The organism is Kitasatospora phosalacinea (assembly GCF_000716545.1).
GTDB classification, from domain to species: Bacteria; Actinomycetota; Actinomycetes; order Streptomycetales; family Streptomycetaceae; genus Kitasatospora; species Kitasatospora phosalacinea.
Map to the genome: position 1 here is coordinate 147674 of NZ_JNWZ01000015.1, position 23724 is coordinate 171397.

20 protein-coding genes, 1 tRNA gene and 1 pseudogene are annotated in these 23724 nt (G+C 72.5%); 12 read left to right on the top strand and 10 right to left on the bottom strand.

Annotated features, from left to right (window positions below):
- Positions 1–51: 51 nt before the first annotated feature.
- The 7 genes from OO48_RS10000 to OO48_RS10030 all read left to right on the top strand — a co-directional run bounded on the left by OO48_RS10000 (position 52) and on the right by OO48_RS10030 (position 7494).
- Positions 52–1152 carry an SLAC1 family transporter gene (locus OO48_RS10000; protein WP_033214292.1) on the top strand — a complete coding sequence of 367 codons (1101 nt, stop codon included), beginning with the start codon at positions 52–54 and terminating at the stop codon, positions 1150–1152.
- A 686-nt stretch (positions 1153–1838) separates the two neighbouring features.
- Positions 1839–2930 carry a LuxR family transcriptional regulator gene (locus OO48_RS10005; RefSeq protein WP_245194577.1) on the top strand — a complete coding sequence of 364 codons (1092 nt, stop codon included), beginning with the start codon at positions 1839–1841 and terminating at the stop codon, positions 2928–2930.
- On the top strand, positions 2923–3990 hold the full coding sequence (locus OO48_RS35005; protein WP_051731941.1) for a helix-turn-helix transcriptional regulator: 1068 nt from the start codon (positions 2923–2925) through the stop codon (positions 3988–3990). The genes OO48_RS10005 and OO48_RS35005 overlap by 8 nt, the downstream gene beginning before the upstream one ends.
- Positions 3983–4951: a LuxR C-terminal-related transcriptional regulator gene (locus OO48_RS10015; protein WP_033214295.1), complete on the top strand. Its 969-nt coding sequence runs from the start codon at positions 3983–3985 to the stop codon at positions 4949–4951. The genes OO48_RS35005 and OO48_RS10015 overlap by 8 nt, the downstream gene beginning before the upstream one ends.
- Entirely contained in the window at positions 4948–5493 is a 546-nt protein-coding gene (locus OO48_RS10020; protein ID WP_033214300.1) for a hypothetical protein, read from the top strand. Before OO48_RS10015 ends, OO48_RS10020 begins: the two co-directional genes overlap by 4 nt.
- Position 5494: 1 nt before the next feature.
- The gene (locus OO48_RS10025) at positions 5495–6505 is read left to right on the top strand and encodes a LuxR C-terminal-related transcriptional regulator (protein ID WP_033214302.1); all 1011 of its coding nucleotides are present in this window, start codon (positions 5495–5497) and stop codon (positions 6503–6505) included.
- On the top strand, positions 6502–7494 hold the full coding sequence (locus tag OO48_RS10030) for a LuxR C-terminal-related transcriptional regulator (RefSeq protein WP_033214304.1): 993 nt from the start codon (positions 6502–6504) through the stop codon (positions 7492–7494). Before OO48_RS10025 ends, OO48_RS10030 begins: the two co-directional genes overlap by 4 nt.
- Positions 7495–7501: 7 nt before the next feature.
- Here the strand turns inward: OO48_RS10030 and OO48_RS35010 are convergent, their stop codons facing one another.
- From OO48_RS35010 to dnaK, 6 genes are all read right to left on the bottom strand, one after another.
- Entirely contained in the window at positions 7502–8110 is a 609-nt protein-coding gene (locus OO48_RS35010) for a TIR domain-containing protein (RefSeq protein WP_051731942.1), read from the bottom strand.
- 581 nt (positions 8111–8691) lie between these two features.
- Positions 8692–9693 (bottom strand): helix-turn-helix domain-containing protein, encoded by a 1002-nt coding sequence (locus tag OO48_RS10040; protein WP_051731943.1) that lies wholly within the window; start codon positions 9691–9693, stop codon positions 8692–8694.
- A gap of 217 nt (positions 9694–9910) precedes the next feature.
- Positions 9911–10450: a heat shock protein transcriptional repressor HspR gene (locus tag OO48_RS10045; RefSeq protein ID WP_033214305.1), complete on the bottom strand. Its 540-nt coding sequence runs from the start codon at positions 10448–10450 to the stop codon at positions 9911–9913.
- A 7-nt stretch (positions 10451–10457) separates the two neighbouring features.
- Positions 10458–11609, bottom strand: coding sequence for a molecular chaperone DnaJ (gene dnaJ / locus OO48_RS10050; RefSeq protein WP_033214307.1), 1152 nt, complete (start codon positions 11607–11609; stop codon positions 10458–10460).
- A 136-nt stretch (positions 11610–11745) separates the two neighbouring features.
- Positions 11746–12336, bottom strand: a complete 591-nt coding sequence (gene grpE / locus OO48_RS10055) for a nucleotide exchange factor GrpE (RefSeq protein WP_033214309.1) — start codon at positions 12334–12336, stop codon at positions 11746–11748.
- Positions 12333–14186, bottom strand: a complete 1854-nt coding sequence (gene dnaK / locus OO48_RS10060) for a molecular chaperone DnaK (protein ID WP_033214311.1) — start codon at positions 14184–14186, stop codon at positions 12333–12335. Before dnaK ends, grpE begins: the two co-directional genes overlap by 4 nt.
- A gap of 311 nt (positions 14187–14497) precedes the next feature.
- Between dnaK and OO48_RS10065 the strand changes: the two genes are divergently transcribed.
- The 4 genes and pseudogenes from OO48_RS10065 (at position 14498) to OO48_RS10080 (ending at position 20382) form a co-directional block, all read left to right on the top strand.
- Positions 14498–16711, top strand: a complete 2214-nt coding sequence (locus OO48_RS10065) for a (Fe-S)-binding protein (protein ID WP_033214313.1) — start codon at positions 14498–14500, stop codon at positions 16709–16711.
- Positions 16712–17104: 393 nt separating this feature from the next.
- Positions 17105–18178: pseudogene (gene manB / locus OO48_RS10070) on the top strand (mannose-1-phosphate guanylyltransferase); the annotation flags it as partial.
- 190 nt (positions 18179–18368) lie between these two features.
- Entirely contained in the window at positions 18369–19388 is a 1020-nt protein-coding gene (locus tag OO48_RS40615) for a Yip1 family protein (RefSeq protein ID WP_157845413.1), read from the top strand.
- A gap of 100 nt (positions 19389–19488) precedes the next feature.
- On the top strand, positions 19489–20382 hold the full coding sequence (locus OO48_RS10080) for an alanyl-tRNA editing protein (RefSeq protein ID WP_033214315.1): 894 nt from the start codon (positions 19489–19491) through the stop codon (positions 20380–20382).
- A gap of 121 nt (positions 20383–20503) precedes the next feature.
- On the opposite strand, the gene dcd is transcribed toward OO48_RS10080, so the two are convergent.
- Both dcd and OO48_RS39660 read right to left on the bottom strand, forming a co-directional pair.
- Complete coding sequence (gene dcd, locus OO48_RS10085; RefSeq protein ID WP_033214316.1) at positions 20504–21079, bottom strand: dCTP deaminase; 576 nt, start codon at positions 21077–21079, stop codon at positions 20504–20506.
- Between the two features lie 71 nt (positions 21080–21150).
- Positions 21151–21372, bottom strand: a complete 222-nt coding sequence (locus OO48_RS39660) for a hypothetical protein (RefSeq protein ID WP_033214317.1) — start codon at positions 21370–21372, stop codon at positions 21151–21153.
- 155 nt (positions 21373–21527) lie between these two features.
- Between OO48_RS39660 and OO48_RS10095 the strand changes: the two genes are divergently transcribed.
- Positions 21528–21598 (top strand) — tRNA-Gly (locus tag OO48_RS10095).
- Between the two features lie 189 nt (positions 21599–21787).
- Here OO48_RS10095 and OO48_RS10100 read toward each other — a convergent pair.
- Together OO48_RS10100 and OO48_RS10105 are read right to left on the bottom strand one after the other, a co-directional pair.
- Complete coding sequence (locus OO48_RS10100) at positions 21788–23041, bottom strand: MFS transporter (protein ID WP_051731945.1); 1254 nt, start codon at positions 23039–23041, stop codon at positions 21788–21790.
- The gene (locus tag OO48_RS10105; RefSeq protein ID WP_051731946.1) at positions 23026–23709 is read right to left on the bottom strand and encodes a pyridoxamine 5'-phosphate oxidase family protein; all 684 of its coding nucleotides are present in this window, start codon (positions 23707–23709) and stop codon (positions 23026–23028) included. The genes OO48_RS10100 and OO48_RS10105 overlap by 16 nt, the downstream gene beginning before the upstream one ends.
- Between the last annotated feature and the right edge of the window lie 15 nt (positions 23710–23724).

The following is a 23724-nucleotide window of genomic DNA, read 5'->3' on the forward strand; positions in this document are numbered from 1 at the left end:
ATAGCGGACGGCCCGCTACCCGCGTCCCCGGCGGCGGCGGAGGGTGGGGCCATGGCAACCCTCCTCGCGCCGCGCGCCGCCCTGCGCGGCCTCGACCTCTCCCGGCTCGGCCCCAACTGGTACGCCACCGTGATGGGCACCGCGATCACCGGCAACGCCGCCGCCGCCCTGCCGGTGGAGCTGCCCGGGCGGACGGCCTTCGCCGAGGCGCTCTGGACGCTCTCGCTGCTGATGCTGGCCGCCCTGCTGGCCGGCCGCGCCGTCCACCTGGCCCGGCACCGCGAGCAGGCCCGGCACACCCTGCTGGAGGACCCGTCCGCCGCCGTCTTCTACGGCTGCCCGCCGATGGCCCTGCTGGCCGTGGGCCACGGCGCGCTGACCGTCGGCACCCCGCTGCTCGGCGACCGGCCCGCCCTCGCGCTGGACGCGCTGCTGTGGACGGTCGGCACGGCGTACGCGCTGGTGGTGGCCGCCGGGCTGCCGTACCTGATGATCACCCGGCACCGGCTGTCCGCGCTGGAGGCCAACCCGACCTGGCTGCTGCCGGTGGTCGCCCCGATGGTGGCCGCCGCGTGCGGCCCCGCGCTCGTCCCGCACCTGCCGGAGGGGGCGGCCCGGCAGGCGGTGCTGTACGGCTGCGCGGCGATGCTCGGCGCCAGCCTGCTGGCCACCCTGGCGCTGCTGCCGGTGGTGCTCGGCGGGCTGCTGCACAGCAAGCTGCCCGTCCTGGCGCTCACCCCCTCGCTGTTCCTGGTGCTCGGGCCGCTCGGCCAGTCCACCACCGCCGTGCAGAAGTTCGCCGACGCCGTCCCGCTCGCCCTCCCCGGCGCCGGTCCGGGGGCGGTGGCGGTCGCCCGCGGGCTGGCCGAGGTGTACGGCGTGGCGGTGACGGGATTCGCCCTGCTCTGGCTGGCGGTGGCACTGGCCGCCAACCTGCGGGCACTGCGGGCCGGAATGCCGTTCGCGATGACCTGGTGGGCCGCCACCTTCCCGGTCGGAACGCTCGTCACCGGCGCGACCGGACTCGCCGCCCACACCGGATTCGCCGGATTCACCGCGCTCGCCGCCGCGCTCTACCTGCTGCTGTTCGCCGCCTGGGCGGTGGCGCTGGTGCGCACCGCGGCCGGCCTCCGGGCGGGCCGCCTGCTGTGAACTGGACGTATGCCGCACCGGGGAGGGGTCGGCCGGGGTCGGCGGGGTGCTGCCGGGTCGGTTCGCGGGCGGCCGTTATTCGGCGCGGCGCATTCCGGATCGGTGGATTCGGCGGAGGATTGTCGAATTCCGGGGGAGGTGGGTGACATTCCGGTCCAGGGTGACGCCACCGGCCCGCACGCCCCCTCCGCCGCTTTCCGAATGTATGTTCGGTGGAGGGGGGCAATGCGGCGGAAGCGGGATTCCGGGCGCCGCGCCGAGGCGTTTGCTGCATGTTCCTGCACTTGCGGGAACCTGCAGCCGGGGAGCACTTGTTCGGAGTCCGTCCCGCTGTGAGGGTGTAGTCACGCCAGGTCGTCCGGGGCAGCCGCAGCCCGAGTCGGCGACTTGCTCTTCGCGTGGGGGCGACAGGTGCGTTCGTATCTGCGCAACGGGGGGAAGAGCACCGGCCGGCACGCCACGTGTGGTGGTGGCTGCCGCAGCCGGATCGGTGAGGCGTTGCTGCTCCGCCTCCCCGAAGCGCCATGACGCTGGCGTGACACGAGCGGGTCCTCCGGGATCCGGGTGCCCACGGCACCCGCCCCGGGGGACGCGCCCGTAACCGCGGGTGACTCCCGCCGTCGGACCGGACGGCCCTGCTGGGATCATCATCCGCAAACGGAGGAACACGGCAGGGAGTGCTCGACGTGGCAGCGGACCACCCGAAGTCCGAACCGGACACCGCACCGTCCCACCCGGACGGCGGGCCCTCGGACCGGAGCACCGCACCGTCCCACCAGGACGGCGGACCGCTCGACCCGGACACCGGCCTGCCCGAGGAGGACGCCACCCGGCTCTACCTGGCCGTCCTCGCCGCCGGCGGCCGGATGCCGTTCGGCGCGCCGCCCGCGCTCGGCCCCGGCCTCACCCCCCAACGCCAACAGGCCCTGCTGGAACAGCTGGTGGGGGTCGGACTGCTCCTGCCCAACCGGATCGACGGCTGCTACGTCGCGGTCAGCCCGCGCTCCGTCGCCGAACGCCTCGGCGCCGACCTGCGCTCCCGCGCCACCCGCCTGCTGCTCGACGCCGGCCGGCTGCCCGCCGCCCTCGACCCGCTCGCCCGCGCCTACGACGCCGTCCCCCGGCCCGCCGACCGGACCAGACGGACCGTCTACCTCGACAGCCGGGAGGACATCCGGCTGCGGCTCGCCCAACTGGTCTCCGACTGCCGCCTCGAACTGCTCAGCGCCCAACCCGGCCTGCGGCCCCCCGCCGTCCTCGAACTCGCCCACGCCCAGGACCGGCGGATGCTCGACCGGGGCGCCACCCTGCGCGCCCTCTACCAGCCCGTCGCGCTCAGCGAGGACAGCGCCGTCCGGCACGCCGCCTCGATGACCGAGCACGGCGCCCAACTGCGCGTCCTGGACGAGCCGTTCCGCCGCCTGATCGTCATCGACCGGCGGACCGCCGTCATCCCCGCCGCCGAGGACCACAGCCGCGCCGCCTTCGTCGAGGACCCCGCCGCGATCGCCTACCTGGTGGCCGGCTTCGAACGCGACTGGGCCCGCGCCGAACAGGTCCACTGGCACCGCCTCGACACCCGCAGCCTCACCCGCACCATCACCGACCGGGTCGGCCGCCTGCTCGCCCAGGGCCTCACCCAGCGCGCCGTCGCCACCCGCCTCGGCCTGTCCGAACGCACCGTGGCCGGCCACATCTCCCGCCTGCGCGACCTGTACGGCGCCGGGACCCTGTTCCAGCTCGGCTGGCTGATGAGAGGCGGCGGCGGACGTGGCTGACCCGACCCCGATCCCCGCGCCCGCCGCGGTCCCGGTGCCCGCCGCGCTGTCCGCCCCCGCCGTACTGCCCGCCCCCGCCGTACTGCCCGCCCCCGTCGTGCTGCCCGAGTGCGGGCCGATAGACGAACGGGCCTGGCGCCTCTACCTGGACGTCCTCGAAGCCGGCGGCCGGATCACGGCCGAGGCCGTCCCCGCCCGTGAGCCGCTCGCCGAACTGCTGCGCACCGGCCTGCTGGTGCCCGACGGCATGGACGCCTCCTACCTGGCCGTCAACCCCAGGTTCGTCGCCGACACCCTCGGCGCCGCGATGAACGCCGAAGCCGCCCGCCTGCTCAACCGGGCCGAGCGGCTGACCGCCGACCTCGACCCGCTGATCGCCGCCTACGACAGCGTGCCCCGCACGGCCGAGCCGGGCTCCGCCGGCACCCAGGTCACCGGACGCGAGCACGTCCGCCAGCGGATCGCCCAACTCGGCGCCGCCTGCCGGGAAGAGGCCCTGACCGCCCAGCCCGGAACCACCGGGCCCGCCGCCCTGGAACTGTCCCTGCGCCAGGAACTCCCGGTCCTGCGCCGAGGCTGCCGGATCCTCACCCTCTACCAGCCGGCCGCACTCGCCGAGCCCGCCGTGATCCGCTACGCCGCGACCGTCACCAAGGCCGGCGGCGAGGTCCGGCTGCTCGACGAGCCCTTCCAGCGCACCCTGGTCTTCGACCGCGCCACCGCCGTGGTGCCGGCCTCCGACGACCTCGACCGGGCCGCGGTGATCTCCGACCCCGCCACCGTGTCGATGATCGTCGCCAACTTCGACCGCGACTGGGACCGGGCCGAACGCGTCTGCTGGAACAGCCTGCTGGAGAGCGCCCCCACCCGGGCCGCCGCCGCCGACCGGGTCGGCCGCCTGCTCGCCCAGGGCCTCACCCAGAAGGCCATCGCCGCCCGCCTCGGCCTGTCCGAACGCACCGTGGCCGGCCACATCTCCCGCCTGCGCGACCGCTACGGCGCCGACACGCTGTTCCAACTCGGCTGGCTGATGCGGAGGGGCGGCGAGCACGATGCCTGACACCCCACCGGCCACCACCGCCCCGGCCCCGCCGTACGCGGCGCCGAACGAGGCGGAGAAGGCGCTGTACCTGTCCGTGTTGCGGGCGGGCCGGGCCTCGTTGCGGGAGGTGATGGAGCAGGACGCGGCCTCGGCCGCCCGGCTGCTGGAGATCGGCCTGCTGAGCCGGTACGCCTACCAGGAGTGGGTGGTGGCGATGAACCCGCGCGTCGCCACCGCGAAGCTGGCCGCCGCGCTCCGGGAGGGCGCCGGTGACCTGCTGTCCCGTGCCGACAGCTCCGGCGACGGCCTCGGCGAACTGGCCGACTCGTACGACGCCGCCCAGCAGCGCACCCACATCGCCCACGTGTTCGGGCAGGACCGGATCCAGCAGCGGCTGCTGGCGATCGAGTCCGACCACTGGGACGAGGCGATGGCCGCCCAACCCGGCCCGCGCGCGCCCGAGTTCCTGACCGAGAACCCCCGGATCCGAGCCGCGCTCGCCCGTGGCGCGACCGCCGACATCCTGTACCAGCCGGTCACCCGGCGGACCCCGCACACCGTCGCCTACGCGGCGGCGGCCACCGACTGGGGCATGCGGCTGCGCGTCCTCGACGAGCCGTTCGCCCGCATGATGATCTTCGACCGCCGAATCGCCGTCATCGCCACCGCCGGGGACAACCGCAGCGGCGCCGCGTTCATCGAGGACCGCGCCGTGGTCGACCACCTGGTCAAGCTGTTCCAACGGGACTGGGAGCGGGCCGTCCGCGTGCCGTGGTTCGACGAGGTGGGCCGGGAGCTGCCGGAAGTGCTGAGCCGGGTGGGTGAGTTGCTCGCAGCGGGCCTGACCCAGAAGGCGGTCGCCTCCCGCCTGTCGCTGTCCGAGCGGACGGTGGCCGGGCACATCGCCCGGCTGCGCGAGCGCTACGACGCCGAGACGCTGTTCCAGCTCGGCTGGCTGATGCGGGACGGGGCCCGGTGAACAGCCTGCTGAACGACGACGCCCGCCGGCTCTACCGCGAGATCCTCGGCCGGGGCGGCCGGGTGATGTTCCGTGAGTCGATGCAGCGCGCCCCTGACGCCACTCGGCGTCTGATCGACCTCGGTCTACTGGTGCACTTCGGGAGGGAGGAGTCACTGACGGCCGTCAACCCGCGTGCGGTCGCCGCCCGGCCCGGCGGTGCCCGCCCCACGCGGATCCTGCGAGAGACCCTGGTCCGCGACCGGCGGTCCCTCGCGGCCGGGATCTCCCTGCGCACCCTCTACCGGCCCGGTGTGCTCACGCACCGCCCCACCGTCTCGTACGCGGCTTCCGCGACCAGGGCGGGCGAGTGCTTCCGGGTCCTGGACGAGCCGTTCCTGCGGATGCTGGTCTTCGACCGCAAGGTCGCCGTCATTCCCGCCGCGCACGGTGACAGCAGCGCCGTGTTCGTCGAGGACCCGGCGCTCGTCGCCCTGCTGCGCGAGCACCACGGCGCCGAGTCGCTCTTCCAACTCGGCTGGCTGATGCGCGGAGGAAGCTGAGATGACGCTCCGGCTGCCCAACGAGGCCGAGCGCGCCCTGTACCGCGAAGTCGTCGCGCAGGGCGGGATGGTGCTGCTCCGCGAGGCGATGGAGCAGGACCCGGACGCCACCCTCGGGCTGATCGGGCTCGGGCTGCTGCTCCACCACGACCACGGGGAGATGCTGACGGCCGCTCACCCCGGGTCGCTCGGCGAGCGGTTGAGCGCCGAACTGCGCAGCTCGGCCACGGAGAAGCTGCTGGCGGCCGAGCACGCCGCGACCCGGCTGGAGGACCTGGTGCAGGCGTACGACGCCATCGCGCGCCGCGGCCGTTCGGCGCGGCCGCTGCAACTGGTGGCGGGACCGCAGATCTCGCACCACATCGCCCGGATCGAGTCCGAGATGCGCGAGGAGACGCTGGCGTCCCAGCCCGGTGGGGCCCGGCCGGTCCACGGCATGCAGCAGACCAGGGTGCGCTCGCTGGGCTTCCTGGCGAAGGGCATCGGACTGCGCTCGATCTACCAACCGGGTGCGCTCCTCGACCCGCCCACCGTCTCGTACGCGGCCGAACTCACCGCCGCGGGAGAGCGGTTCAGGGTCCTGGACGAGCCGTTCCGGCGGATGGTGATCTTCGACCGGCGGGCCGCGGTGGTCTCGGCGGCCCCGGACGACCGCCAGGCGGTGCTGGTGGAGGACCCGGCGGTGCTGGCCGTCCTGGTGGGCCTGTTCGAGCGCGACTGGGCGCGGGCCGAGCGGGTCGACTGGCAGGCGCTGGCCGGGGGCCCCCGGGAGACCGGCGTCCCGCCGGAGCTGACCGGCCTGCTCGCGGCGGGCCTGACCCAGCGGGCGATCGCCTCCCGACTGGGCATCTCCGAGCGGACGGTGGCCGGGCACATCGCCCGGCTGCGGGAGTTCTACGATGCGGAGACCCTGTTCCAGCTCGGCTGGCAGCTGCGGGGGGCGTCCGAACGACCCGCCGTACCGCTGGGGGAGGACCCGGGTCGGACGGCCGAGGAGGAGTGGGACCTGTGAGCGAGCCGAACGGAGCCGCCCTGCCGAGCGAGTCGGAGCGGCGGCTGTACCAGCAGGTCCTGGAGCAGGGCGGGCGGGTGTCGTTCCGCGAGGCGGTCGAGCAGGACCCGACCGGGGTGCTGCGGCTGATGGAGCTCGGCCTGCTGGCGCACGACGCCGCCGAGCAGGTGCTGACGGCGGTCAACCCGCGCGCGGTCAGCGACCGGATCAGTGCCGAGCTGCGCGCCGAGGGCACCCGGATGCTGCTGCGCGCCGAGGAGATGCCGACGCTGCTGGAGGACCTCACCCACGCCTACGACGCGACCCCGCGCCGGGCCGACCGCTCCAGCGTGGTGCAGCACGTCGACCGGACCGAGCAGATCCGGCACCGCGTCCTGCAGTTGGCGAGCGAGGCGTACGAGGAGGAGCTGTCCCTGCACCCGGGTGGGGCCGGGCCGGCCGATCTGCTGGAGGAGGCGCTGGAGCGCACCCGGCGCTTCCTGGAGCGCGGGGCGACCATCCGCACCGTCTACGAGCCGACCGCGCTGCTGGACGAGACGACGGTCCGCTGGGCGGAGAGGGTCACCGGTTGGGGAGGCCGGTTCCGCACCTTGAGCGAACCCTTCAGCAGGATGTTGATCTTCGACCGCCGGATCGCCGTCGTTCCGGCGTCGGCCGACAATTCGAGTGCCGCGTTCATCGAGGACCCGGCGGTGGTCTCGTTCCTGGTCGCCGCCTTCGAGCGGGACTGGGAGCGGGCCGAACGGATCCAGTGGCGCTCCGCCGAGCACGAGGGCGAGAGCGTGGTGCCGGTCCACGAACAGGTGGGCCGACTGCTCGCCCAGGGCCTGACCCAGAAGACCATCGCCTCCCGGCTGGGCCTCGGCGAGCGCACCGTCGCCGCGCACATCTCGCGACTGCGCGAACTCCACGACGCGGAGACCCTGTTCCAGCTGGGCTGGCAGATGCGGGGAGCCGGGGAACCGCGTGACGGGGGCGCGGGCGACTGACGCGCGGTCAGCCGGTGGCGATCTCCGGGGACCAGAAGCCGTACGGGCCGGCGTGCTCGCGGCGCGGCCGCGGGAACTGGTCGCCGGGCGCGGTCCAGAAGCCGCCGCGCAGCGACAGCGCCATCCCGGCCCAGTCCAGCGCGGTCTCCACGGTGTGGTGCAGCGCCTCCTGCGACCAGGTGTCGTCGAAGACCAGCGGCAGCACCGGCGCGACCTGCTCGATGGTCGCGATCAGCGGGTTGTGCGTGATCGCCTCGTCCACCAGCAGCACGATCGGCTTGCGCAGCGCCGAAGCCCAGCCGAGCTCCAGGCTCACCCCGGCCGACAGCGGCGCACCGACGTACGCGAACACCAGGTCCGCGCTCTGCATCGCCCGGAAGTCGGAGGGCACCCGCTGTTCCGGCGCCCGTCCCGCCACCGTCCACGCGTCACTGTGGTGCGCGCTGTACACCGCGGCCCCGCTGTCCAGCAGCGTGCTCCGCAACGTGGTCAGCCTGGTCCGGCTCGCCAACGTCACCACACTGTCCGCCGGCCCGGTCAGCCGCATCAGCGGCGCGGCCAGGAAGACCCGTGCGCGGCGCCCTTCGGCGCGGTGCTGCAGGTGGTGCTCACTCATGTCGACTCCGGGGGTGTGGTGAATCGGCCACTGCCGCCACGTGTCCGCGTTCGCCGGAACGGTGGGTGGGAAGCCCGAAGATTGCCGCACTCCGGGTTCGGTGGCCGTGATGGACGTGCTGATTCTGCTTCTGCCGTTACGACTAGCTGATCGTCCATCGCCGGGTGTCAACGAGTCCACTGGCGCACGGTGTCATCTGGCTGCCTGGCGGATAGATGACACCCGGCCGCACCCGCTTCCCCGCCTGCGCCGACATGCTCATTTCATCGACTGGATCACTGTGGCAGTCGGGGCGGGGTGACGCCAAGGCACTTGGTAGGGAATCATATGTAGAAAATCGGTGCGGCCATCGTTCGTAGGGGCGGTGCTCGCGGTGGGTTTGTCCGAAAGGAGTGGTGTTGTGTTGAAGGCCCGTCGTATCCTGATATCGGCTGTTCTTCTGAGTGTCGCTGTGTTCCTCGGGGCCAGCGCGGCGAGCGCGGACTCTCACCCGCAGACCGCCAAGACCGCTGTGTCATCGATCGCCGCAGTGAGCATGGACAGCGCCTGGTAGGACTCCCGGCGGCAGGGGGTCGTCGGGCTCAGTTCGCCGGCCCCTCCGCCCGGGCGATCTTCCATCCGAGTTGGAAGAGCGTCTCCACTCCGTATTCCTCGCGCATCTCGGCGATGTGGCGGGCGAGAGTGCGTTCGCTGAGCCCGAGGCGCCGGGCGATCGTGCGGTGGGCGATGCCCTCCAGCATCATGCGGACGATCTGCTTGCGCATGCTGGAAACCACCTGCGGCGGTATTTCGTGGTCGCCGGTGAAGGGGATGGCGCGTTCCCACTGGCTGTTGAACACGCTGATGATGTAACTGATGACGGCATCGTCCCGGACGAAAGCCGCGCGGTCGCGGTCCTGCCCGTCCCCGGTGGTGATGACGGCGACCTTCCGGTCGATCACGATCAGCTTCGCGAAGGCCTCGTCCAGTGTTCTCACCTGGCAACCTCCCTGGGTCACCGCGTGGACGTAGTTGATCGTGGGATTCGAATAGCGCGCGCTCGGCTGGTAGATCGTCCTGATGGTTCCGCCGCGCTCCACGAATTCCAGATCGCGGGCGATCGCTATTTTGATGTCGTCCTCACCGCGTCCGCCGCCGGGTTGGGCGGTGAGCATTTCGTGCGAGGCGCCGGCCATGATCGCCGACAGGCTCTCATTGATGCTCCAGCGGCCTTGGAGGTACTCGACGGTTCCGCCGGATTCGGGATGAACGATGTGGTCCTGGTATTCCTGGTGGAGTTCCAGTAGGAGTTGACTGGTCGCGATGGAGCGCTGGAGGATTTTAGCGGCCTCGAGCTGGAAGCCGAGCGTCATGGTTTCGGCCAGCTGTTGCGGGTCCTTTACCGCGTACGTCCCCGGCAGGCCGATCTCGGGCTGCAGCAGTCCGAGGTCCAACAACTCCTGCAGCGCGGGTTCCTCTCCACCGGCGGGAAGGGGACGGCGCCCGGCCAGCCTCCCCCCGTTCTGCACGGCCTGGCTGTAGAGGGACCTGGCCTCCACGGAAAGGCCGGGGGCCGCGACGGGGTTCCTTCGCTCAGTGCTCATGTTCATGACTCCTTGCCTGAGCTGGGGCCTTTCGGCGGAGTTGACGCGCACCTTCCGGCCCGCATCATAGGGCGAAGGCTCCTCCACTCCCCCCCGGATTACCGGACTGCGGACGGGCTCGCGGCACTTCCGGAAAAGAACTTTGGCAGGACGACGACGCCGCCGACACCCCCCGAACGGTAGGGGGTGCCGGCGGCGTGGTGCTTTTCGGCCGCGCTCAGCGCTTGGGCCGCCACACCACCAGTGCGCTGGACTGCTGGACCTGCTGGTAGGGCACCAGGTCGCGGCGGTAGGAGGCGTGGACGGCGGCCTCGCGCTGCTGGAGGGTGGCGGCGGCGCCCTCCAGGGCGTCGACGAGTTCGGCGACCCGGGACTGCAGGGCGGCCACCTGGTTCTCCAGCTCGATGATGCGCTTGATTCCGGCCAGGTTGATGCCCTCGTCCTGGGAGAGCCGCTGGACCTCGCGCAGCTGCTGGATGTCCCGGGCGGAGTACCGGCGGCCGCGACCGGCCGTGCGGTCGGGGCTGACCAGGCCGAGGCGGTCGTACTGGCGGAGGGTCTGCGGGTGCAGGCCGGAGAGCTCGGCGGCGACGGAGATGACGTAGACCGGGGTGTCCTCGGTGAGGACGTACGGCGGGGCGGCGGCGCGCGGGCGGCCGCCGCCGGGCAGGCCCTCGCCGAGCCCGGGACCGGGGCCGATCCGGCCGGTGACGCCGGGGCCCTCGCCGCCGTGGGGACTGTCGGGGTGGGGACTCATCGGGATCTCACGCTCCCTCCGCCGCCTTGAACAGGGCGGCTCGCGGGTCGTCCGAGGCGGTGGCCTCGCGGTACTGCTCCAGTGCGGTCAGCGCGTCTCCGGTGACGTGCCTGGGCACCGTGACCTCCACGGTGACCAGCAGGTCGCCGCGGGTGCCGTCCTTGCGGGTGGCGCCCTTGCCCCGGGCCCGCATGGTCAGGCCGTTGGCGCTGCCGGGCGGCAGCTTGAGCTTCACGGCCGGGCCGTTCAGGGTCGGCACCTCGATGGTGCCGCCGAGCGCGGCTTCGGGGAAGCTCACCGGCACGGTCACGGTGAGGTTGTCGCCCTTGCGCCCGAACACCGGGTGCGCGTCGACGTGCACGGTGACGTAGAGGTCTCCGGGCTGGCCGCCGCGCTCGCCCTGGGCGCCCTTGCCCTTGAGCCTGATCCGCTGGCCGTCCTGCACCCCGGCCGGGATGCGGACCTGCATGGTGCGGGCGGAGGAGGCCCGGCCGCTGCCGTGGCAGACGGTGCACGGGTCGTCGACGATCATGCCGCGGCCCTTGCAGTCCCGGCAGGGCTCGGAGAGCGCGAAGGCGCCCTGGCCGCGGCTGACGGTGCCGGCGCCGACGCAGGTCGGACAGACCCGCGGGGTGGTGCCGGCCTTGGCGCCCGTCCCGGCGCAGGCGCGGCAGGCGGCCTGGGAGGTCATCCGCAGCGGCACGGTCGCGCCGTCCACGGCCTCCTCGAAGTTCAGCGTGACCTCGGTCTCGACGTCCGCCCCGCGGCGCGGCTGCGCGGTCTGCCGGCCGCCGCGGTTGAACAGGCCGCCGAACACGTCGCCGATGCCGCCGCCGCCCGTGCCGCCCCCGCCGTTGAACAGGTCTCCGAAGTCGAAGCCGCCGGCCGCGCCGCCCGCCCCGCCGGGGCGGAAGCCGCCGCCCGCGAACAGCGAGCGGGCCTCGTCGTACTCCTTGCGGCGCTTCTCGTCGGAGAGCACGTCGTAGGCCTCGGAGATGTCCTTGAACCGCTCCTCGGCCTTGGTGTCGCCCTTGTTCGCGTCCGGGTGGAACTCGCGGGCCAGCTTGCGGTAGGTCTTCTTGATCTCGGCGGCGGTGGCGTCCTTGGGCACGCCGAGGACCTTGTAGTAGTCCTTCTCCACGTAGTCCTTAGCGCTCATGGCCTTTGACCGCCACCTCCCGGAATCCCGAAGTTCTGTTGCGAAGCGACACCGCGGTGCGGGGCCGTGATACGGCGCTGCGGAGCCGGCCGTCGTACTGGACGACGTACGACTCCGCAGCGCACGGGGACTCTACTCAGCTGTCGGACGAACCGTCACCCTGGTCGTCGTCCGGCTCGCCGGTGGTCTGGGTGCCCGGCTGGGGCTCCGCGACCGCGACCATCGCCGGGCGGATGATCCGCTCGCCGATCCGGTACCCGGGCTGGAGGATCTGCACGCAGGTGTCCTCTGTCACGTCCGACGAGTAGCTGTGCATCAGCGCCTCGTGGATCGTCGGGTCGAAGGGCTCGCCCTCCTTGCCGAACTGCTGCAGCCCGAGCTTGGCGACGACCGTCTCCAGCGACTCGGCGACCGACTTGAAACCGCCCGTCACCTCGCCGTGCTCGCGGGCCCGGCCGATGTCGTCCAGCACCGGGATCAGCGACTCCAGGATGCTGGAGACCGCGATCTCCCGGACGGTGGCCCGGTCGCGCTCGACCCGCTTGCGGTAGTTCTGGTACTCGGCCTGGAGCCGCTGCAGGTCGGCGGTGCGCTCGCCGGCCTCGCGCTTGGCGGCGGCCAGTTCGTCGGCACCCGCACCCGCGACGGCCTCCTCGGCTGCCTTGAGCACGGCCTCCTCGGCGGCGGAGTCGTCGCCGGGCTGCTCGCCCTGCGGCTTCTCCGTCATGCCGCACCACCCTTGGGCTTCTCGTCGTCGACGATCTCGGCGTCGACCACGTCGTCGTCCTTGGCGCCCGCCTCACCGGCACCGGCCCCGGCCGCGCCGGCCGCCGCGCCCGCGCCGTCGGCCTGCGCGTACAGCGCCGCACCGAGCTTCTGGGCGGTGGTGGAGACCTTCTCGGTGGCGGTGCGGATGGCCGCGATGTCCTCGCCCTTGAGGGCTTCCTTGAGCTCGCCGATGGCGGTCTCGACCTCGGTCTTGACGTCGGCCGGGAGCTTGTCCGAGTTGTCCGCGATGAACTTCTCGGTCGAGTAGACGAGCTGCTCGCCCTGGTTGCGGGTCTCGACGGCCTCGCGGCGCTTGGTGTCCTCCTCCGCGTAGCGCTCGGCCTCCTCGCGCATGCGGTTGACCTCGTCCTTCGGCAGCGAGGAGCCGCCGGTGACGGTCATCTTCTGCTCCTTGCCGGTGCCGAGGTCCTTCGCGGCCACGTGCATGATGCCGTTGGCGTCGATGTCGAAGGTGACCTCGATCTGCGGCAGGCCGCGGGGGGCCGGCGGCAGGCCGGTCAGCTCGAACATGCCGAGCTTCTTGTTGTACGCCGCGATCTCGCGCTCGCCCTGGTAGACCTGGATCTGCACGGAGGGCTGGTTGTCCTCGGCGGTGGTGAAGATCTCCGAGCGCTTGGTCGGGATCGTGGTGTTGCGCTCGATCAGCTTGGTCATGATGCCGCCCTTGGTCTCGATGCCGAGGGACAGCGGGGTGACGTCGAGCAGCAGGACGTCCTTGACCTCGCCCTTGAGCACACCGGCCTGCAGGGAGGCGCCGATGGCGACGACCTCGTCCGGGTTGACGCCCTTGTTGGCGTCCTTGCCGCCGGTCAGCTCCTTGACGAGCTCGGCGACGGCCGGCATGCGGGTCGAGCCGCCGACCAGGACCACGTGGTCGATCTCGGACAGCTGGATGCCGGCGTCCTTGATCACGTTGTGGAACGGGACCTTGCAGCGGTCCAGCAGGTCGGCGGTGAGCTGCTGGAACTGGGAGCGGGTGAGCTTCTCGTCCAGGTGCAGCGGGCCCTCGGCGGAGGCCGTGATGTAGGGCAGGTTGATCGAGGTCTCCGAGGAGGAGGACAGCTCGATCTTGGCCTTCTCGGCGGCCTCGCGCAGACGCTGGACGGCCATCTTGTCCTTGGACAGGTCGACGCCGTGGCCGGCCTGGAAGACCTTCACCAGGTGGTCGACGACCCGCTGGTCCCAGTCGTCGCCGCCGAGGTGGTTGTCGCCGTTGGTGGCCTTGACCTCGACCACGCCGTCGCCGATCTCCAGCAGCGACACGTCGAAGGTGCCGCCGCCGAGGTCGAAGACCAGGATGGTCTGGTCGTCCTTGTCCAGGCCGTAGGCCAGGGCGGCCGCGGTCGGCTCGTTGACGATGCGCAGGACGTTCAGGCCCGCGATCTCGCCGGCCTCCTTGGTGGCCTGGCGCTCGGAGTCGTTGAAGTAGGCCGGGACGGTGATGACGGCGTCGGTGACCGTCTCGCCCAGGTACGACTCGGCGTCCCGCTTGAGCTTCTGCAGGACGAAGGCGGAGATCTGCTGCGGCGTGAAGTCCTTGCCGTCGATGCCGATCTTCCAGTCGGTGCCCATGTGGCGCTTGACCGAGCGGATGGTGCGGTCGACGTTGGTGACCGCCTGCCGCTTGGCCACCTCGCCGACGAGCACCTCGCCGTTCTTGGCGAAGGCGACGACGGACGGCGTGGTCCGAGCGCCCTCGGCGTTGGTGATGACCGTGGGCTCACCGCCCTCAAGAACGCTGACGACGGAGTTCGTCGTGCCGAGGTCGATGCCGACCGCGCGTGCCATCGTGAATACCTCCGAGGAGAAGTTGAGCAGTACGGGCTCAAGGATGCACGAACCGTCCGGCGGCGTCAACAGCTTTGAGCCAGTCGCGCTCAACTTTACTGAGCGCTTATGTCGCCGGGCTCGTGGCGGCTCCGCCGGACGGGTGAGTCTGGGCTTAGTGACTGCCGCCATACCTTGAACATCTTCTGGCCGGGTGTTAACGCGCGGTAATCTCCGGACGCGTCGACCCTGCAAGTTACCGCCCAGTACACTCTGGGGAGACCGGGAAGACTGGGAAAGCCCCGGACATAGCCGCTGGAGACGGAGAGCCGATGCAGCTAGCAGCGATCGTCATCTCGCTGGTCACCTTCGTGATCGGCACCGCGCTCGCCGCCAGGGCGGCGCTGTACATCTACCGGGTGGTGCGCACCGGCTCCGCCGACGCCACCCGCTTCGGGCAGCCCGCGCAACGGGCCGCCACCCTGGTCAAGGAGTTCCTCGGCCACACCCGGATGAACCGCTGGGGCGTCGTCGGCGTCGCCCACTGGTTCGTCGCGGTCGGCTTCTTCTCGCTGGTGCTCACCCTGGTGAACGCCTTCGGGCAGCTCTTCGACGCCGAGTTCGTGCTCCCGGTGATCGGCCACTGGCTGCCGTGGAACGTCTTCGTCGAACTGATCGGCACCCTCACCACCCTGGGCATCCTCACCCTGATGGTGATCCGCCTGCTCAGCCTGCCCTCCCGGGCCGGCCGCAAGTCCCGGTTCGCCGGCTCGATCGCCTGGCAGGCCTTCTACGTCGAGTACACGATCCTCGGCATCGGCCTGTGCATCATGATGCTGCGCGGCCTGGAGGGCGCCCTGGAGGGCGTCGACTCCTACGACCCGGCCTACCTGGTCTCGTACCCGATCGCCGCCGCCTTCCACGGCACCGCGCACGGCACCCTGGTCAACCTGGTCTACCTGTTCGCGATGCTGAAGATCTGCATCTCCTTCGCCTGGGCGATCACCATCGGCGTCAACCCCTCGATGGGCGTCGCCTGGCACCGCTTCCTGGCGTTCTTCAACATCTACTTCAAGCGCGAGGACGACGGCTCCACCGCGCTCGGCGCGCTGCGCCCGATGACCTCGGGCGGCGAACCGATCGACTTCGAGGACCCGGCGGACGACGCGGTGTTCGGCGTCTCCCAGGTCGAGCACTTCTCCTGGAAGGGCATCCTCGACTTCTCCACCTGCACCGAGTGCGGCCGCTGCCAGTCGCAGTGCCCCGCCTGGAACACCGGCAAGCCGCTGTCGCCCAAGCTGCTGATCATGAGCCTGCGCGAGCACGCCTTCGCCAAGGCGCCCTACCTGCTGGCCGGCGGCGGCAAGTCCGTGGAGGGCGAGGAGAAGGCCACCGCCGAACAGCTGGCCGGCGTCCCCGCCGCCGCCCTGGCCGAGGCCGAGCGCCCGCTGGTCGGCACCGCGGAGGAGAACGGCGTCATCGACCCGGACGTGCTGTGGTCCTGCACCACCTGCGGCGCCTGCGTCGAGCAGTGCCCGGTCGACATCGAGCACATCGACCACATCGTCGACATGCGCCGCTACCAGGTGATGATCGAGAGCAGCTTCCCGACCGAGGCCGGGACGATGCTCAAGAACCTGGAGAACAAGGGCAACCCGTGGGGCCTGGCCACCAAGGCGCGCCTGGACTGGGTCAAGGAGCTGAAGAAGGAGACCGGCATCGAGGTGCCGGTGATCGGCGAGGACATCGACCCCGCCGAGGTCGAGTACCTCTACTGGGTCGGCTGCGCCGGCGCCCTGGAGGACCGGGCCAAGAAGACCACCAAGGCCTTCGCCGAACTGCTGCACACCGCGGGCGTGAAGTTCGCGATCCTCGGCAAGGAGGAGACCTGCACCGGTGACTCCCCGCGCCGCCTGGGCAACGAGTTCCTGTTCCAGATGCTCGGCGCGCAGAACGTCGAGACCCTGAACGCCGCGCTGGAGGACGCCCCCACCAAGCGGATCGTCGCCACCTGCCCGCACTGCTTCAACACCATCGCCAACGAGTACCCGCAGCTCGGCGGCCACTTCGAGGTCATCCACCACACCCAGCTGCTCCAGCACCTGATCGACGAGGGCAAGCTGCTGCCGGTGAACCCGGTGGAGGGCCTGATCACCTACCACGACCCGTGCTACCTCGGCCGGCACAACAAGGTCTACACCCCGCCCCGCGAGATCATCGGCAGGGTGCCCGGCCTGCGCAACGAGGAGATGCACCGCCACAAGGAGCGCGGCTTCTGCTGCGGCGCCGGCGGCGCCCGGATGTGGATGGAGGAGCGGATCGGCAAGCGGATCAACACCGAGCGGGTCGACGAGGCGCTGTCGCTCAACCCCGACATCGTCTCCACCGCCTGCCCGTTCTGCCTGGTGATGCTCTCCGACTCGGTCAACGGCAAGAAGAACGAGGGCGCGGCCAAGGAGCACCTGAAGGTGGTCGACGTGGCCCAGCTGCTGCTGGAGTCGGTCAAGGCCGTCCCGACCGCCGAGGCCGAGCCGGTCGACGCCTGACGCCCGTTCAACCCGCTTGCCCCATCCGGACCCCGGGTGCCCGTCGCGGCCCCGGGGTCCGCCCCCGTCCGGCCGCCCGCGGGGCCGGGCAGCGGCCGGACGGCGGCCGGAACGGGCGCGCACGGCGCGGGCGGGGGCGTCCTCGCACCCGCGGACAGAGCCACTGCGGAGCGTTCCCGGCGGGCCGACGTCACCGGATGTGCCGATTCGTACACCGGATCGACCTGGGCGGTGGCGCTCGGACGCTGTTCGGGCAAATAGAGTATGCGGCGGAGCCAGGGAGAGTACTGGCTCCGTCGAGGGGCGTGTCATGCTGCCTCGACCAGTTCACCGAGCGAGCACACCGGACCCTGTCGTGCCGGGCCGCCGGAATTCGACCACGGGAGACATCACATGACCCAGGCGATCATGTTGGTCGGCGGCAAGGGCACCCGACTCCGCCCGCTGACCACCCACACGCCGAAGCCGATGCTGCCCGTGGCGGGCGTCCCCTTCATCGCCCACCAGCTGGCCCGGGCCGCCGCGGCCGGCGTCACCCGCGTCGTGCTCGCCACCTCGTACCTCGCCGACGTGTTCGTCGACCACTTCCAGGACGGCAGCCCGTACGGCATCGAGCTGGTCTACCTCACCGAGGAGGAGCCGCTGGGCACCGGCGGCGCGATCCGCAACGCCGCCTCCGGCCTGACCTGCGGCCCGGACGAGCCGGTGCTGGTCTTCAACGGCGACATCCTCTCCGGCCTGGACATCGCCGCCCTGCGCGACGGGCACCGCGACTCCGGCGCCGACGTCACCCTGCACCTCACCCGGGTGGCCGACCCGCGCGCCTTCGGTCTCGTCCCGACCGACCAGGAGGGCCGGGTGCTCGCCTTCCTGGAGAAGCCCGAGACGCCCGAGCAGATCGTCACCGACCAGATCAACGCGGGCTGCTACGTCTTCACCCGTTCGGTCATCGACCGCATCCCGGCCAGCCGCGAGGTTTCGGTCGAGCGCGAGACCTTCCCCGAGCTGCTGGCCACCGGCGCGCTGCTGCGCGGCGTCGTCGACACCTCGTACTGGCTGGACCTGGGCACCCCCGGCGCGTTCGTCCGCGGCTCCGCCGACCTGGTGCTCGGCAAGGTCGACTCCCCGGCCGTCCCCGGCCCCACCGGCGAGGCCCTGCTGCTGCCCGGCTCGGCCGTCGACCCGGCCGCCGTGCTGGGCTCCGGCACCGTCGTCTCCAAGGGCGCGGAGATCGCCGCCGGCGCCATCGTCGAGGGCAGCGTGGTGCTGCCGGGCGCCCGGATCAAGGCCGGTGCGTACATCAAGGACTCCATCGTCGGCGCCTACGCCGAGATCGGTGAGCGCTGCTCGCTGGACGGCGTGGTGATCGGCGACGGCGCCGTCCTGGAGGCCGAGAACGAGCTCCCCAACGGCCTGCGGATCGCCTGCGGCACCCGGCTCCCGGTCGGCGCCGTGCGGCTGTCGGCCGGCCCCGGCGGCTGCGAGGCCGGCCTGAGCAACGCCGCCGCGGTGCACGCGCCCGGCGCCCGCGTCAACGGCTGACCACCGCGCGGAGCCCCCGGCGGGGCCGGACCGCAGCGTCACAGGACGGCTGCAATCCGGCCCCGCCGCCATGATCACCCGACGGTGGGTCAGCCCTTGCGGGTACCGTCGAAGCGTGGCTGGCAATCGACACGACGACGGACGGGGCGCCGACCCCCGGCACGACTGGTCCGCGCCCCGACCGGGCGCCCACCGGGGCGGCCCGCACCAGGGCGTGCCCACCGGCGCCCCCGAGTACTTCACCGCCCCGCTCCCCGGCCGCCCCGATGCGCCCGGGCCCGGCGACCAGCCCGGCCACACCAGGGCCTTCACGCTCGGCGAGCAGCCCTACGGCGACCAGCCGTACCCGTACGGCGGCCAGGACGGCCACGGCGGCCACCCGGGCCACGGCGACGGGTACGGCGGCTACGGGTACGACCAAGCCGGGTATGAGCAGGCCGGGTACGAGCAGGCCGGGTACGGGCCCGAGGGCCACGGCCAGGGCGGCTACGAGGGCTACGACGGCTACCGGCCGGACGCCTACGACCCGGGGCCGGTGGACAACGTCGCCGTCTACCGGGCCGGCGGCCAGGCCGCGCCGCACGCCGGCGGGCCCCGGCTGCCCTGGCGGCAGCTGCTGGTCGGGATCTACCGCAGCCCCAGCGCCACCTTCGACCGGATGCGCGACCACCAGGTGTGGCTGCCCGCGCTGTGCGTGTCGCTGCTGTACGGCGTGCTCGCGGTGTTCGCCATCGACTCCACCTACGACCAGGTGGTGCACTCCACCTTCGCGGTCGCGCTGTGGGCGATCGGCGGCGCCGCGCTCGGCTTCACGCTGGCCGGCGGGGTGCTCTCCGCGGTGACGTACGCCCTGGCCCGGCAGTCCGGCGGCGACGGCCCCTGGCAGTCCACGGTCGGCCTGGCCGCGCTGATCAGCTGGACCACCGACGCCCCGCGGCTGCTGCTCGCGCTCTTCCTGCCGGTCGGCAACCCCGTCGTGCAGGCGGTCGGCTGGGCGACCTGGGTCGGCTGCGCGGTGCTGCTCACCATCATGGTGCGCCGGATCCACGACCTGCCCTGGGGCAAGGCGGCCGGCGCGGCCGCGGTGCAACTGCTGGCGCTGCTGGTGCTGATCAAGCTGCCCACCCTGGGCTGAGGCCCCGCCCGGTCCGCCCCCGGGCGGGGACGGGCCGCCCGTCCGGGTTTGTAGGGTGAGGTGGTTCCGCCCACCCTCGCATCCCGTCCGGAGCCCGCGCATGAGCCTGCCCACCACCCACGTCAGCTTCCCGGCCGGGGCGGTGACCGGACAGTCGCCCGTCCTCGCCGTGCACGCCCTCCCCGACGGCCGCACCGCGGTGGTCACCGAGGCCACCCCGTTCCACCCCGTCGACCACACCTGGCCGGACCAGCCCGCCGACCACGGCACGCTCACCGTCGACGGCGCCGCCCACCCCGTCGTCGACTGCCTCACCGGTGCGGCCGGGCCCGCCGGCGAGTTCGCGGTCGGCGCCGACATCCCGGTCCGGCGCGGCGACGAGGACTGGACCTGGCTGGTGCTGCACGTGCTGCCCGCCGGCGCGCTCGGCCCCGACGCCGTCGGACGCACCGCGCACCTCGCCGTCGACGCCGAACGCCGCGCCCGGCTCTCCGCCGCGCACACCGGCTGCCACCTGCTCGCGCTCGCCCTGAACGCCGCGCTCGCCCCGCGCTGGCGCAAGGACCCGGGCCGCGCCGACGCCCTCGGCCACCCCGACTTCGACAGCCTCGCCATGGACAGCTCGGTGATGGACACCGCCGCCAGCACCGACACCTACCGGATCGGCAAGTCCCTGAAGAAGAAGGGCTTCACCGTCGACGCCACCGACGCCCTCCCGGCCCTCGCCGACGCCCTCCCCGCCCTCGCCGCGGACGTCAACGCCCGGCTCGCCGCCTGGGTCGCCGCCGACGCCCCGGTCCGGATCGACACCCCCGGCCCCGGCCTCACCGCCCGCCGCCGCTGGCACACCGACCTCCCCGAGGGATCCGCCGACATCGCGTGCGGCGGCACCCACCTCCACCACCTCGGCGAACTCAGCGCGCTCCGCACCGAGCTGGCCCTCTCCGCGGACGGCACCGAACTCACCGCCGTCACCACGCCCGTCCGCGCCTGACCCCGCTCCCGGCCGCTCCCGGCCCCCTCCGGCCCTCCCGCGCCCGCAACCCGCAGCGGGCGCGGCGAGGGCCGGCCCCGGACAACCGGGACCGGCCCTCGACGCCGCACTCCGTCCGGGATCAGATCTCGGTGCGGTGGAAGTTCAGGTGCGAGCGGGACGGCGTCGGGCCGCGCTGCCCCTGGTAGCGCGAGCCGTAGCGCTCCGAACCGTAGGGGTGCTCGGCCGGCGAGGACAGCCGGAACAGGCACAGCTGCCCGATCTTCATCCCCGGGTACAGCTTGATCGGCAGCGTCGCCACGTTCGACAGCTCCAGCGTCACGTGCCCGTTGAACCCCGGGTCGATGAAGCCCGCCGTCGAGTGCGTCAGCAGCCCGAGCCGGCCCAGGCTCGACTTGCCCTCCAGCCGGGAGGCCACGTCGTTCGGCAGCGTGATCATCTCGTAGGTGGACGCCAGCACGAACTCGCCCGGGTGCAGGATGAACGCCTCGTCCCCCTCCGGCTCGACCAGCCGGGTCAGGTCCGGCTGCTCCTCGGCGGGGTCGATGTGCGGATAGCGGTGGTTCTCGAAGACCCGGAAGAACCGGTCCAGTCGGACGTCGATGCTCGACGGCTGGACCATCGACGGCTCGAACGGGTCGATCACGACCCGCCCCTTGTCGATCTCGGCACGGATGTCGTTGTCGGAGAGCAGCACGCCCCGAGCGTACGTGCCACGGGGCGGACGCCCCAAAAGCGCCCGCCCCGTGGACCACTCCCGCCGACCGGCTACGCCAGCGACTCCACCGCCACCAGCCGCAGCCCGCGCGCCAGTTCGTCCGCCGAAAGCTCCGAAACGTCCGCCGGTACCGAACTCCGCAACCGCCCGCACCTCGGGCACCGCAACAACCGCCCCGGCCCCAGCCGCCCCGCCTGCAAGTGCTGCATCGGGAACGCCGCCGTACTGAAAACGTGCCCCTCGGCACAACGAACCACGGTGCGCTGCTCCATCGGTCCCCTTCCCACACTGTCGCCGACAGCGTCACATTAGGGGACTCCCGGGCACCGCCCACCCAGGCTCGCCGCCACCCGGAACCTGTGCTCACCACCCCGCACCATGGGGTACAGTGGTCCTTGATCGGGCCGTCACTGACGGGCCGTCAGATGCGGGTGTAGTTTAATGGTAGAACATGAGCTTCCCAAGCTTAGAGCGCGAGTTCGATTCTCGTCACCCGCTCCGCATCGAAAGCCGCAGGTCATCCGACCTGCGGCTTTCGCGTTTCCCGGGGCGACCGGCGGGTCCGGTTCCCGCAGTACTTCGACTTCCCGCAGTACTTCGACGCTCCCGTTGCGGGCGGCAACCCGGCGGGGCGGCCGGGTGTTTCCGGGGAGGGGGCAACTGGTGCGTCAGGACGCGGTGTCGGGGTCAGATGGGACGGTCCGGGACGCGGGGGAGGGTGCGGACCGGGCGGGTGAGCAGGAGGGCGAGCGGGGTCAGGAGGGCCACCACGATGCCGGTCGCGAGCACCCGGGAGGTGCCGAAGGCGTGGGCGGCGGGGCCGGCCAGGGCGGAGCCGAGGGGGTAGAGGCCGACCGACCCGGCGACCTCGTAGGCGTGGACGCGGTTGAGCACCTCGCCGGGCACCTGGGTCTGGACGGCGGTGGACCACATCACGCCCCAGACGCCGATGCCGGCGCCGACCAGCACCTGGGCGGCGGCGAGCACCCAGACCGGGGCGTGCAGCAGGACGGCGAGCGGGTAGAGCGGGTAGGCGAACATGGCGACCGCACCGGCGGCGAGGGGGCGGCGCGGCTTGTAGCGGATGGCGAGCAGCCCGCCGGCCACCGTCCCCGCGCCGAGGGCGCAGTTGACCAGGCCGAACGCGGCGGGGCCGTGCGCGGGCACCACGATGCCCGCGGCCAGCGAGAGCTGCGGCCCCCAGGAGAGGACGGCGTAGACCATCCAGATCAGGATGACGCTCCACAGCCAGCTGCGGGAGCGGAACTCCCGCCAGCCGACCCCCAGGTCGTGCCGGAACGAGTGCCCCGCGGGCGGCGCCGGGACGCGGCCCAGGCGCAGCGCGAACAGGCAGGCCGCGCTGGTGGCGTGAGCGAGCGCGGACAGCGCCATCACCCAGCCGGTGGAGCCGAAGCCGACCAGCACGCCGGCCAGCGCGGGCCCGCCGAGACCGGTGAGCGCCTCCGAGGTGCGCAGCACGCCGTTGGCGCCCTGCACGTCGCGGGCGACCAGCGGGACGGTCGAGGCCGCGCCGGGCTGGAACAGGGCGTTGGCGGTGCCCGCCACCGCGAGCAGGGCGTACAGCTGCCAGAGCCGGTCGACGCCGTGCAGGAACAGGACGGCCAGCAGGACGTGCGCGGTCAGGTTGGCCAGGTCCGCGACGATCATCATCCGGCGGGCGGTGAACCGGTCGGCGAGGACGCCGCCGAACAGGACCAGGCCCGCGAACGGGGCGACCAGGAAGGCCATCGCGTAGCCCGCGGTGTCCAGGCCGTGCCCGGCCGAGAGCAGCCCGGCCGAGACGGCGACCGGGAGCATCGACCAGCTGAGCAGGCCGGCGCTGCGGGCGGTGAAGTAGCGGCGGAAGTCGCGGGACCAGATGGCTGGTCCGGGGGCGGCCGCGGTCGCGGGCGCCGGGCGGTCGGTCAGGCCGGAGGGCACGGCGGGTCAGTCCTTCGCGGGGAGGAGGGGCGGGCGCCGGTGGTGGTGGCGGCGAGTTCGGCGCGCAGCAGGGCGTTCTCCCGCTCCAGCCGGGCCAGCCGGTCGCGGATCGGGTCCAGGGCGTCGGCGAGTTCGCGTTCGGTGAAGCGCGGGGTGATGTGGTTGGGGCAGTTCCAGGCGTGCGCCTCGACGCGGACGGTGACGAGCTGTTCGACCCGGCCGTCGGTGCGCGGGGTGGCGAGCCGTTCGGCGAGGGCCGGGTCCTGGTCGGCGGGGACGGCGGTGGCCCGGCCGAAGACCTTGAGCCGGGCCTGCCGGGCGTGGTCGAGGAAGAACAGGGCGACCCGGCCGTCCCCGCCGCGCAGGTTGCCGGTGGTGAGGTACTGCCGGTTGCCGCGCACGTCGAGGTAGCCGAGGGTGTGCGGGTCCAGGACGTGGACGAAGCCGGGCGGGCCGCCGCGGTGCTGGATGTACGGCCAGCCGTCCTCGTTGACCGTCGCGAACAGGAAGCCGTCGAGCCCCCGCACGAAGGCGGTCTCGGCGGCGCCGAGCGGTTCGGGCCCGTCGTCGGGCGCGCGCAGTCGGCGCTCGGCCGCGGCGGCGCTGCCCATCTCCTGCTGGACGCGGCGTACGGAGGGCGTGTACGCGAGTCGGTCGTAGCGGCTCAAGGCGTCACCTCTGGA

What these genes read in the sequence shown, in the direction of transcription:
- OO48_RS10000 (WP_033214292.1), top strand. Translation starts at nt 52, where the DNA reads ATGGCAACCCTCCTCGCGCCGCGCGCCGCCCTGCGCGGCCTCGACCTC.
- OO48_RS10015 (WP_033214295.1), top strand. Translation starts at nt 3,983, where the DNA reads ATGCCTGACACCCCACCGGCCACCACCGCCCCGGCCCCGCCGTACGCG.
- OO48_RS10025 (WP_033214302.1), top strand. Translation starts at nt 5,495, where the DNA reads ATGACGCTCCGGCTGCCCAACGAGGCCGAGCGCGCCCTGTACCGCGAA.
- OO48_RS35010 (WP_051731942.1), bottom strand. Translation starts at nt 8,110, where the DNA reads ATGAGTGAGCACCACCTGCAGCACCGCGCCGAAGGGCGCCGCGCACGG.
- OO48_RS10040 (WP_051731943.1), bottom strand. Translation starts at nt 9,693, where the DNA reads ATGAGCACTGAGCGAAGGAACCCCGTCGCGGCCCCCGGCCTTTCCGTG.
- OO48_RS10045 (WP_033214305.1), bottom strand. Translation starts at nt 10,450, where the DNA reads ATGAGTCCCCACCCCGACAGTCCCCACGGCGGCGAGGGCCCCGGCGTC.
- dnaJ (WP_033214307.1), bottom strand. Translation starts at nt 11,609, where the DNA reads ATGAGCGCTAAGGACTACGTGGAGAAGGACTACTACAAGGTCCTCGGC.
- grpE (WP_033214309.1), bottom strand. Translation starts at nt 12,336, where the DNA reads ATGACGGAGAAGCCGCAGGGCGAGCAGCCCGGCGACGACTCCGCCGCC.
- dnaK (WP_033214311.1), bottom strand. Translation starts at nt 14,186, where the DNA reads ATGGCACGCGCGGTCGGCATCGACCTCGGCACGACGAACTCCGTCGTC.
- OO48_RS10065 (WP_033214313.1), top strand. Translation starts at nt 14,498, where the DNA reads ATGCAGCTAGCAGCGATCGTCATCTCGCTGGTCACCTTCGTGATCGGC.
- OO48_RS10080 (WP_033214315.1), top strand. Translation starts at nt 19,489, where the DNA reads ATGAGCCTGCCCACCACCCACGTCAGCTTCCCGGCCGGGGCGGTGACC.
- OO48_RS39660 (WP_033214317.1), bottom strand. Translation starts at nt 21,372, where the DNA reads ATGGAGCAGCGCACCGTGGTTCGTTGTGCCGAGGGGCACGTTTTCAGT.